The following is a 10,573-nucleotide window of genomic DNA, read 5'->3' as shown; positions in this document are numbered from 1 at the left end:
CCGCCGGCCGCGCGCTGCGCTACGCCAGAGGCTCCGCGCGCGGCCTCTTACACCAACTGTTGGGACACGGCCATTCCGGATGCACCGCATCGGGAAAGTAGACGGCTTCACAGCTTGCAACTCACGTATCAGGCGTTCGTAAAATGCGATGAAAGCTATCTTCATTTGCGCTGATGCCACGGCTCATCCCGCCGCTACCGTGGCCGACTTTCGCACCGCCGTTCTCACGTGGTCCTCGCGCTGGCGACGCACGCAAGCCTCAAGCTCGATACGGTCTGCTGAGGAAAGAAAGCCGGGGCGGATCATAGGCATAGCTGAATCGTTCCAAACCCAGCCGTCAAGTCACCAAATTCGGCTTCCGCAGGACTCGGAGTATAATGGAAACCCTGTTTGCTGGATAAAAGACGCTGGTCAGACAAAGCTTCTGACCGTCCTGATCGCACCTTCAAGCGCCTTTCCGTCCGGATCCTGCAGCGCAGCCTCGCGCAGGCGCGCCATCCATTCAGCGCCGTCTGCGCGCCCTTCCAGCAGCGGGGCCATGTCCATCACGCGGTCAAACTTGGTCAGGCTGCGCGAATGCGTGTCGGAATAGCCTTTGATCAGCCGCCTGTTTCTGACCATCTCGATCCTCAGCGCGTATTGAACCTGCGCGGCACAGCTTTTCAGCCACCGATCCAGATGCGCGACCTCTGACTGGTGGCGGTATGTGCGCAAACGGTAGCCTTTCAGCCCGCCCAGAATATGCAGGATCACAAAGGCGCGAAGCGAATCCGTGCGCAGCCGCCGGCCTTTTCCAAACCATTTGTCCAGCCGCGCCATATTTTTGGGATTTGCCTGGATACGCGCGCCCAGCCCCGCAGGCAGCAGCCCGGCGATTTCTTCGGCGCGCGGGTGGAAATACTCGGTAAGTCGCAGCACATGGGCGTCAGTCTTGCCCATCTCAGAGTCGATCCGCGCCGTCCGGGTTGCGCGCGTTTTCAGATCTGCAACGCGGATGATGTCATCATAGGCCATGGCATTGGCGATATATTTGGCAGCAACCGTGCCTAGCTCGAAATGCTGTTCTGCACTGTCTTGCGCCACGACAGCGTCAAGGCGGTCCAGATACTGCGCGCCGTAGGTGCAATCCTGAAAATCCACCACCTTTGCCAATCCTGCTTCGGCCATCGCCTGCACCGGTCCGGGCAAGGATTGCACGCGGGCCACCAACGCATCCCAATCGCGCATCTGGGCGGCCGGTCCAGTCATATTGCGCCGCGCGGCTTTGGCCTGCCTTTCAGGTGCCGCGATCCCGTTGCGTGCAGCGCTGAAGCCTGCATCAAACGCGCGCAATGACGCTGCAACACCCTTGTCTGAGGCGCGGATTGCATCCTCATAGGCCTCACGCGGGAACGGCAACGCCTCGGAACCTGCCAAAGCGCCGAACAGGGACGCCGAGATAACCGATCCCTGATCTGTGGCCAACCGGTCCATATCCGCAAGGATCAACCGCTGCGCAGCCAGTTCGGCGGCGGCGTAAACCTCGGGTGTGTTGGCAATGCCATCACCGGGCACTGTCTTTTCGCTGACCGCCAGCGCACGATGGGTCGAGCCGATCAGCGTTGTCCGATCCGGGGTAACGAAACCGCGCATCACGGCACGGCCCACCTCCATCATCTCGGCCGCGAGCATGACATCCACGTCACCAGCAGACGGCGCCAGCGCAAACACCGGCGCGCGTGTGCCCGCAGGGGCCATTTCGATGTAATAGATGGTCGAGCCGGTGCGCTGCGCGACCCCTGCCACCGACGTGGTCTGGCACACGTAGCCCTGCGCGCGCGCTGTCGCCTCGATCCACGACCCCAGAACCCCGCCGCCCTGTCCACCGACCGCCATGATTGCCAGCTTTAGGATCGTACCTGCCTGCGTGTCCGCATTCCGGGAAGGAAGTACAAAATTCATGCCGCTATCCCGTCAAGGCGCAACCGCCGCGCATCGCGCCGCTGTTGCAACCAGCCAATCACCTTGCGCCGCACTCCAGCGCGCCACGCTTCAAACTTGCCCGGGTTATACACCACATCCGCCTGATAGAAGGACGGGCACAGGACTGCGGCATCGGCCACCTCGCCGCAGTTGCCACAGCCCACACAGGTTTGATCAATCGCCGCCACGGGATCGTCACGCAACGGATCATCTAACACCTTCAGCGACAGTGACGGACAGCCCGACAGCCGCATGCAGGCGTGATCGCCGGTGCAAACATCCGCATCCACCCCGAAACGTGGCTCATCCACGCGCCGCCCTTCCTTGATCGCCTTGGCGCGCAGCGGCTTTTCGCGGCGCTGTTTGTTCAGCATACATTCAGATGACGCCACGATCACCTTTGGCCCCTTGTGGCCGGTGGTCAGCGCCTCACGCAGCACGTCGCGCATCTTGGTCACGTCATAGGTGTGATCCACCTGTCGCACCCATTCGACACCCACACCTTTCAGCGCCTTCGAGATCGGGTTATTCGTAGATTTGGTCTCATTCTTGGCACGCGAGGACATCACATCCTGCCCGCCGGTTGCGGCGGAATAGTAGTTATCCACAATAACCGCGACCGAATCCGACTTGTTGAACACCATATTGCCGATCGAACTGCTCAGCCCGTTATGCCAGAACCCGCCATCGCCAAGGATCGAAATGGCGCGTTTCTCACCGCCGCCATCAAAGGCCGCATTGGCCGCCGGACCCAGCCCGTAGCCCATCGTCGCACCGCCAATTTCAAACGGCGGCAACGAGCCGAACAGATGGCAGCCGATATCGCCGGTAATCTGGTGCTTACCCAGCTCCTGTTCGGTCAGCTTCATCGCCGCAAAGATCGGACGTTCCGGGCACCCTGTGCAAAACCCCGGCGGGCGCATCGGAACTGTCTTGCTCAGATCAGGGATCTTTGGCGCATCCATATTCGGTGCGCGCACATGACCCGGCAGCATCGCAGGAGCGGCGGCCTTCAAAAAGGCGGTGATCCCGTCCAGCATCACCTGCCCGGTATATTCCCCTGCCATCGGCAGTACGTCCTTGCCGTACAGCTTGGTCGTGCCCCCCGAACGGTAAAGAAAACTGCCCAACTGCTGCTCGATATGGTCGGGCTGGCCTTCCTCCACGATCATCACATGGGATTTGCCCTCACAGAACCCTTCAAATTCCGAACGCACGATGGGATAGGTGACGTTCAAAACGTAAATCGGAATATCGGTTGTGCCGTCAATTCCAGCTAGCCCCAACCGCTGCAGCGCACGGATCAAACCGTTATACATGCCACCCTGCACGATGATGCCCAGATCATCCTTTTCAGGCCCGAACATCTCGTTCAGCTTGTTATCCGTGACAAATTTCTCAGCGGCAGGCCAACGCAAGTTTATTTTGTCCTGCTCATGCAGGTAGCTCATAGGCGGCAGAACAACGCGGTTAAAATCGCTCTGAGGGTTGGCCACGGCGTCATAGACGGTCAGCGGCGGGCGCTTGTTGTCGCGGGTGGCAAAGCTGCCGGTGACGTGGCACGACCTTATCCGCATCATCAACATCACCGGCGTGTTCGACGCCTCTGACAACTCAAAGCCGTCCTTGACGGCCTTGACGATGCTGGGCAAGTTCGGCCGCGGGTCAAGCATCCAGAACTGTGACTTCATCGCAAAGCCGTGGCTACGCTCTTGCATAATTGACGATCCCTCGCCGTAATCCTCGCCCACAATAATCAACGCGCCACCGTTCACGCCGGACGAGCACAGATTGGCCAGCGCGTCAGACGCCACATTGACCCCGACAGGCCCCTTAAACGTCACCGCCCCGCGAATGGGATAATGCACCGAGGCCGCCAGCATCGCTGCCGCCGCCGCCTCAGAGGCATTCGCCTCGAAGCGTACACCCAGTTCGCCCATCAGATCCTCGGCATCGGCCAGAACATCCATCAGATGCGAAATCGGCGCGCCCTGATAGCCACCGACATAGCCGACACCGCATTCCAACAGTGCCTTGGTAATCGCTAGAATACCTTCGCCGGTAAACGTTTCACCCTCACCTTTGCGCAGGTGTTCGACTTCTGCTTTGAATGATCTTTCTGCCATGATCTGTCCTTAGAAATTGTGCTTGCGAATGTTGCGCATCATCGTTTGCAGGGTGCGGGTAAAACCGCTTCTTTCCTCGTCCGGGATGCCCCAGAACATGGCCGCATTGGCCTGTGCCATGTGTGGCCACAGCCGGTCATTGGCCTCGCGGCCCATATCGGTGATAAACACCTGCACGGCACGGCTGTCGCTTGCATCCGTCTCTCGGCGGATCAGACCGTCACGCACCAGCGCATCAAGGGCGCGGCTCAAAGTGCTTTGCGGCACCACAGCATAGACCGCCAGTTCGCGGATCAGAATGCCGTTGACCACGGACAGAACCGCCAAGGCGCGCATCTGCGGCGTGGTCAGCCCAAGCGCCGCCATCTCTTCTTTCAGCGCAGCATTATAGCGCGCCATGATCCGGTTCATCAGATAGGGCGCATAGTTTTCCATCCCCATCTCACCCAAACGAGGCAATGGTGCGGACACGCTGTCTTGCTTGGTCATGCGCCCAACTCCCTCGCCACGTTCAGCCCCGATCCGCCGCCCAATCCCGGACCGGGATGGGTGGACGCCCCGATATGGTAAAGCCCCTTGACCGGCGTGGCATTGTTTACCTGCCCCCCAAAGGGCCGCCAGACAAAGAACTGGTCCATCGCGCAGGCACCGCCATAAGGGTCACCGCCCACCAGATTGATGTTCATCGCCTCCATATCGGCTGGCGAATAAGCCCGGCGCGCCAACTTGGCCGCGTCAAAATTGCGGATGTGATTGCGCAGGATCGCCTCGATCCGGTCGGCAAAGGCTTCGCGCATGTTATCCGTCCATGCACTGTGCGTTTCTATAACGCCCGCGGCATCACCCTTGATCACGCGCGGCGCATCGGGGATTTGTAGCCACAACACCGCCTTGCCCTGCGGGCACCTGCTTGAATCCAGTCGGTGCGGCTGACCCACACAGATGGTCGGCACGGCGGGCAACATCCCGCGCTCGGCCTCATTGGAGGATCGCGATACGGAATCAATCCCATCAGCTAGATGGATCAGGGCGACATCGTCCAACCCCTCGCTCGCCCAGTCAATCGGGGCATCAAAGGCGTAATGCAGTTGGAAATTTCCGCGCCCGTGGCGGAACTTTTTGGGGTTTTCAGGGCTGTGTTGTTCTTGCAGCAACACATCATAAAGCTGGCCGGGCGCGGTGCTGGCGATCACGGTTTTTGCATGGATCACCTGGCCCGATGCAGTCTCGACGCCAACAGCCTTACCATCCACGATAACAATGCGCTTAACATCCTCACCTGTGCGGATATCTCCGCCATGCGCCTCGATCAATGCGCGAAATGCCTGCGCTGCCTGCGCTGATCCGCCTTTTACAACCGGCGCGCCCGCAGCTTCCAGCGCAAAGGCAATCACCTGCACCATATGGCCACCATAACTCGCCTCAGGGGTCAGCCCTACATGCAACACCCAAGGCGCCCAAAGTGCCTGTACATCCGCAGAGGCATAGCGTGTTTCCAGCCAGCCGCGCGCAGGCTCCAGCGCCTGACCGAACCATGCTTTGGTATTGTTCAACCCGCGCTTCCAAACCTGCTTGGCCAAAAGCAGCGCGGTGCCGCGCGACCATAGCGGTTGACCCAGCAGCGAGAAAAGAAACTCAGCATTCTGCTCCACGCCGCTGATATCCGCACGGATCTGGTCACCATCACCCGGCGACAGCGCATTGAAGGTGGCGGCATTGGCATCGCGCTCCATGCTATAGACCAGCGCACGGCCATTCGGGCGCAGCACGGCCGTAGGGTGCGGCGAGTGGCAAAACTCCAACCCGTATTTGGCCAGATCCTCGCCAAGCGCCGCATGCGCCGGTCCGGTCAGAAACAGCACAAATGTGGCAGCCATCACATCGTGATGAAAGCCCGGCACGGTGATCTCGGCAGTGGCCATGCAACCGCCGATCCGGTCCTCGCGCTCCAGCACGAGAACCTTGTCGCCTTTGCGCGCCAGCATCGCCGCAGCAACCAGTGCATTGATGCCCGAGCCGACGATCACATGATCCAGCGCCGCCACAGCAATCAGCCCTTGGCAACCAGCGCCAGCGCGCGGATCGGTGATCCAGTGCCACGCTGGATCTTCAGAGGGGCCGCGATCAGGATAGCGCCCTTGGCGGGCAGTTTGTCCAGATTGGCCAGCGATGCCAAACCGAAACAGTTGTTGCGGTGCAGCATGTTATGCGCCGGATAAGGCGGCTCCATCCCACCTGCCTGCCCCGCATCCGTCCCGATGCACTGCGTGCCCCAGCCCACAATGCCCTTGGATAACAGATATTCGATCGCATCCGGTGTCGGTCCGGGGCTGTGCGGGCCGGTCTCATCCGCATTCAGGAACTTGTCCTCATCATCCACACGCTTGTCCCAGTCGGTGCGCATCACAACCCATTCATTCTGCCCGATCTCTCCGTGCTCTTGCTCCCACGCCTTGATATGCGCAGCGGTCAGCAAAAAATCCTCGTCCTCAGCGCTTTGGGCAGAACAGTCGATCACATTGACCGGCGCCACCAGCCGCTGCACATCCAGCGAGTCAGTGAACCCATCCGGATAATCCTTACCGGTGATCCAGTGGTGCGGCGCATCAAAATGGGTACCCGAATGCTCCCCCAGCACCATCCAGTTCCACGCAAAAAACGGGCCGTCATTGTCATATTCCGAGATCTTGTGAATCTCGACCTTGGGCGTGTTTTTCGCAAAGGCCGGCGGCAGCTGCAAGATGGGCGTGTCCGGCCCCAACACGCCGGAGCAATCAACAACCGCTACACCGCCGGATGCCAGCATGCCGGCAAAAATAGTCAGATTTTCGGATGCATTCATTTTAATCTCCCTGTTCCTCACGCGGCATCGATTCCGCGATGTTTGTCACGAAACTGTAGACACCGTAATATGCATTTGCAATTATCTATGCAGCAGAACGCATAGGGAGCCGCATGAAAGACAGTTGGGATGCCGTATTTATAGGCGCGGGGCATAACAGTCTGGCGTGTGCCAGCCATCTGGCAAAACGCGGCTGGCGGGTGGCTGTCTATGAGCAGGCGGACACAGCGGGCGGTGCTGTCAAAACAGGCGAATATACCCTGCCGGGTTTTCGCCATGACTGGGCTGCAATGAATCTGTCACTCTTTGCCGGATCAGCCTTTCACACAGAAAACGCCAACGATTTGGCCAAGCACGGCCTTGCCTTTGCCCCGACATCACATCCCTTCGCCTCTGTGTTTCCCGATGGCAAATGGTTTGGCGTCTCAGCCGATGCCGCCCTGACCACAGAACGCGTTGCCGCCTTTTCCCATGCCGATGCCGCCGCATGGGCGCAATTGACCGAAATGTTCCCGGCGCAGGCTGAATCGATCTTTGCAGTTCTTGGCGCGCCGATGACTTTGCGTGCATTTACATCTTTAGGCTGGAAGATCCTGCGCAAACGCGGCACCGGCGGCGCACTGGATCTGGCGCAGTTTCTGGTTCAATCGCCGCGCGCATGGCTCGACCAGACGTTTGAGAGCGACCATATCAAGGCCACGCTGGCCGCTTGGGGTATGCACCTGGATTTCGCCCCCGACATCGCGGGCGGTGCGGTCTTTCCCTATCTCGAAGCAATGGCCGGCCAAGCCTTTGGAATGGTACTGGGTCAGGGCGGCGCGGATACCGTGACCCGCTCTATGGTGTCGCTCATCGAATCCCGTGGCGGACGCGTCATTTGCGATTCCCCCGTCACCGCGATCAACCATACAACCGGGCGCGCCACCGGCATCACGCTGAAGGATGGCCGCATCATCACCGCCTCCAAGGCCGTGATGTTCCAGCACCATCCGCACCGCGCGGGCACGGACATCCGGTGAATAGCGGTTGGCCACCTTACTCTTTTCCATGACTCTCATCCTTCTCAGGTTTCAAGTCTCCAAAAAACCCGGCGCGGTTCAATCCGCGGTGGCGGGAACGTCATACGTGGAAATATCGAAAGGAAGAAAGAGTGCACCACCATCCGGTGACCACAGCCCCTTCTGCTTCATCTCGTGACGCCAGGCATAGATTTGCTGCCGCATGATCTCGTGGCGCTGCGCCACCTGCGTGACCGTCGCCTCATCGCAGCCCAGCGACATGACGATCCTGAGCTTCTCCTCATCGCTCCAGCGCCGCCGACGCTCAAACCCAAGTATCTCACCACGCATCGCCGACCCCACCTAAGACACGTCGCAAAGGACGTCGTTAAGTACGTCTCTTAGCAAAGCATCCGGAAATCAGGCAGGCGGTCACAACGGAGCGGTTACCACCCAAAACACGCTGCCTCACGGCAACGCGTCACAGGTGGGCGAATACCCCGGAACAAGTGGGCGCATGTTGTCGGAATAGGTGGGCGGATGTTCCGGAATACGCACGCTGAGCAACGGACTGTAACGATACCACGTCTCGCTGACACTGAACGCTTGGCACGCGAGTGCGATGCTGACCCCTCGATGTTTCACTGCCTTGGCTGCCATCTCGCAACGCTGAGACGGCCCAGTCACTTTTTTGCAAAGACTTCCTTCAAAAGATCAGCCTGCATGCTCAGATTGGCAAACATGCGCTTCAGCCGGCGGTTCTCGTCCTCCAAGCGCTTCATCTGGCTGATCATGGATGCATCCACTCTCGGGACATCGCTGCGCGATACCCTGCCGTGCAGTGCTTGCGTCCATACTTCGAACGCCCCATATAGAAAGTATCCGTCCGGTTGTCCCGCTCTGACGACTGGATGGAGTGTCTGCTAGATGTCCATCATCGATAATGGACATCTTGTGGTGAGTGATGGCGGGGAAGAAGGGTCAGAAGCGGCGGTTCTGGTCAGATGAAGAGAAGCTGCTGATCTGCACGCAGGCGCGCGTGCCGGGCGTGTCAGTTGCTCAGGTGGCGCGGCGCTATGCGATGAACACCAACCTGATCCATACGTGGCTGCGCGATCCTCAATTTGCGCCAGAGGTTGAGGTGACAGAAGTCGCCGGGCCGGAAGCTGCGACGTTTTTCCCGATCGAGATCACGGGCGGCGCGACGGTGCCGATGGCGGAGCCTTCTTCGCCAGCTCCGGGCCACCCTTTCGCCGCGCAGCGCATTGACATCACGTTGTCGGATGGCCGGCGCATTTTGGTGGAGGGTCCCACCGCGCTGTCGGCGATCGTGGCGATGGTCGCGGGGCTGACGCAATGATCCCCGTGCCAAGCAACACGCGGGTTTGGCTGGCCGCCGGCGTCACGGACATGCGGCGCGGTTTCAATACGCTGGCGGCACAGGCTGAACAGGTTTTGGCCGAGGATCCATATTCGGGCCACATGTTTGTCTTCCGTGGTCGCCGGGGTGATCTTTTGAAGATCATCTGGTGGGATACTCAGGGGGCCTGCCTGTTTACAAAACGGCTGGAACGGGGTCGGTTTGTCTGGCCTGCTGCCAAGGAAGGCAAAGTCAGCCTGAGCCCATCACAAGTGTCGATGTTGCTCGAAGGAATCGACTGGAGGACCCCACAAAAAACCTGGCGACCACTGGTCGCGGGATAGGGATAAATCCCAACAAAACATGGGTTCTGACGCTGTTTTACGTTCCCTGCCATGGGGCAATCTGGTATAGGTTGTCCTATGCTGGATGCCTTCAAATCCCTGCCTGAAGACCCTGACGAGCTGCGCTCTGTCAGCGAGCAAATGCTCCAGCATATCCAGTCTCAGGCCTACCAGATCGAGAAGCTGAAAGCCGAGCTTCACGGCCATCGCAAGGCACGCTTTGGCGCGAAGTCAGAGGGCATAGACCAACTGGCGCTGGATCTGTCGGAAGATGACGAGATCGCGCAGGCTGCAGCGGATCAACTCACCGGGCAGTCGGCTGGAGATGAAGAGGCCCCACCCAACAAGCGCCAGCACAGCCGCAAGCCGCTGCCAGATCATCTCGATCGGCAGGATGAGGTCCTGTCGCCCGGTGAGGCATGTGCTGGATGCGGCGGCACCCTGCGTCAGGTGGGCGAGGATATCACCCAAGAGCTGGATTATATCCCCGGTCACTTCGTGGTGCGCCGCATCATCCGTCCCCGCATGGCCTGCACCTGCTGTGAAGCCTTTGCTCAGGCCCCGTTGCCCTCGCGCCTGATCGAACGTGGGCGGCCCGGGCCCGGCCTCGTGGCGCACATGCTGATCGGCAAATATTGTGATCACTTGCCGCTTGAGCGGCAGTGCAAGATCTACCCCCGCGAAGGGATTGATTTGCACCGCTCCACGCTCAGCGACTGGGTCGGGCGCACAACGTCTCTGCTGGAGCCTCTGGCCGAATACATCGGCAAACTGGTCCGGGCGGGGCCCGCCCTGTTTGCAGACGATACCCCTGTAAAGCTGCAGGTGCGCGCCAACACAACAAAGACCAAAACGGCCCGGCTCTGGAGTTATGTCCGGGACGAACGCCCGTGGTGCGGGGCAGCACCACCCTGCGCCTGGTATCAGTTCAGTGTCGATCA

General features: G+C 59.9%; 9 protein-coding genes and 2 pseudogenes. 4 read left to right on the top strand and 7 right to left on the bottom strand.

The window, feature by feature from the left end; genetic code table 11:
• Positions 1-411 precede the first annotated feature (411 nt).
• The 5 genes from ACOI1H_RS21080 to ACOI1H_RS21060 are packed head-to-tail and all read right to left on the bottom strand — an operon-like array spanning position 412 to position 6,930.
• Complete coding sequence (locus ACOI1H_RS21080) at positions 412-1,941, bottom strand: indolepyruvate oxidoreductase subunit beta family protein (protein WP_422439942.1); 1,530 nt, start codon at positions 1,939-1,941, stop codon at positions 412-414.
• Positions 1,938-4,088, bottom strand: a complete 2,151-nt coding sequence (locus tag ACOI1H_RS21075) for a thiamine pyrophosphate-dependent enzyme (RefSeq protein WP_422439940.1) — start codon at positions 4,086-4,088, stop codon at positions 1,938-1,940. The genes ACOI1H_RS21080 and ACOI1H_RS21075 overlap by 4 nt, the downstream gene beginning before the upstream one ends.
• A 9-nt stretch (positions 4,089-4,097) precedes the next feature.
• The gene (locus ACOI1H_RS21070; protein ID WP_422439939.1) at positions 4,098-4,577 is read right to left on the bottom strand and encodes a MarR family winged helix-turn-helix transcriptional regulator; all 480 of its coding nucleotides are present in this window, start codon (positions 4,575-4,577) and stop codon (positions 4,098-4,100) included.
• Positions 4,574-6,115, bottom strand: coding sequence for a phytoene desaturase family protein (locus ACOI1H_RS21065; RefSeq protein WP_422439944.1), 1,542 nt, complete (start codon positions 6,113-6,115; stop codon positions 4,574-4,576). Before ACOI1H_RS21065 ends, ACOI1H_RS21070 begins: the two co-directional genes overlap by 4 nt.
• Before the next feature lie 23 nt (positions 6,116-6,138).
• A complete protein-coding gene (locus ACOI1H_RS21060) occupies positions 6,139-6,930 on the bottom strand; it encodes a cyclase family protein (protein WP_422439937.1) in 792 nt (263 codons plus the stop codon).
• Positions 6,931-7,043: 113 nt separating this feature from the next.
• Here ACOI1H_RS21060 and ACOI1H_RS21055 point away from each other — a divergent pair.
• A pseudogene (locus tag ACOI1H_RS21055) lies at positions 7,044-7,847 on the top strand (phytoene desaturase family protein); the annotation flags it as partial.
• Between the two features lie 180 nt (positions 7,848-8,027).
• Here the strand turns inward: ACOI1H_RS21055 and ACOI1H_RS21050 are convergent.
• Positions 8,028-8,279: a transposase gene (locus ACOI1H_RS21050; RefSeq protein WP_422439935.1), complete on the bottom strand. Its 252-nt coding sequence runs from the start codon at positions 8,277-8,279 to the stop codon at positions 8,028-8,030.
• 210 nt (positions 8,280-8,489) lie between these two features.
• A pseudogene (locus ACOI1H_RS21045) lies at positions 8,490-8,734 on the bottom strand (IS3 family transposase); the annotation flags it as partial.
• A 158-nt stretch (positions 8,735-8,892) separates the two neighbouring features.
• Between ACOI1H_RS21045 and tnpA the strand changes: the two are divergent.
• The 3 genes from tnpA to tnpC form a co-directional block, all read left to right on the top strand.
• Positions 8,893-9,288 (top strand): IS66-like element accessory protein TnpA, encoded by a 396-nt coding sequence (gene tnpA, locus ACOI1H_RS21040; protein ID WP_422439933.1) that lies wholly within the window; start codon positions 8,893-8,895, stop codon positions 9,286-9,288.
• Positions 9,285-9,632, top strand: a complete 348-nt coding sequence (tnpB, locus tag ACOI1H_RS21035) for an IS66 family insertion sequence element accessory protein TnpB (RefSeq protein WP_422439931.1) — start codon at positions 9,285-9,287, stop codon at positions 9,630-9,632. Before tnpA ends, tnpB begins: the two co-directional genes overlap by 4 nt.
• Positions 9,633-9,710: 78 nt before the next feature.
• Positions 9,711-10,573: IS66 family transposase (tnpC, locus tag ACOI1H_RS21030; protein ID WP_422439930.1), on the top strand; the 863-nt coding region annotated here is incomplete at its 3' end.

The organism is Loktanella sp. DJP18 (assembly GCF_049310965.1).
Lineage (GTDB): Bacteria > Pseudomonadota > Alphaproteobacteria > Rhodobacterales > Rhodobacteraceae > Loktanella.
This window is presented reverse-complemented; position numbering and strand designations above follow the sequence as displayed.

What these genes read in the sequence shown, in the direction of transcription:
- ACOI1H_RS21080 (WP_422439942.1), bottom strand. Translation starts at nt 1,941, where the DNA reads ATGAATTTTGTACTTCCTTCCCGGAATGCGGACACGCAGGCAGGTACG.
- ACOI1H_RS21075 (WP_422439940.1), bottom strand. Translation starts at nt 4,088, where the DNA reads ATGGCAGAAAGATCATTCAAAGCAGAAGTCGAACACCTGCGCAAAGGT.
- ACOI1H_RS21070 (WP_422439939.1), bottom strand. Translation starts at nt 4,577, where the DNA reads ATGACCAAGCAAGACAGCGTGTCCGCACCATTGCCTCGTTTGGGTGAG.
- ACOI1H_RS21060 (WP_422439937.1), bottom strand. Translation starts at nt 6,930, where the DNA reads ATGAATGCATCCGAAAATCTGACTATTTTTGCCGGCATGCTGGCATCC.
- ACOI1H_RS21050 (WP_422439935.1), bottom strand. Translation starts at nt 8,279, where the DNA reads ATGCGTGGTGAGATACTTGGGTTTGAGCGTCGGCGGCGCTGGAGCGAT.
- tnpA (WP_422439933.1), top strand. Translation starts at nt 8,893, where the DNA reads ATGGCGGGGAAGAAGGGTCAGAAGCGGCGGTTCTGGTCAGATGAAGAG.
- tnpB (WP_422439931.1), top strand. Translation starts at nt 9,285, where the DNA reads ATGATCCCCGTGCCAAGCAACACGCGGGTTTGGCTGGCCGCCGGCGTC.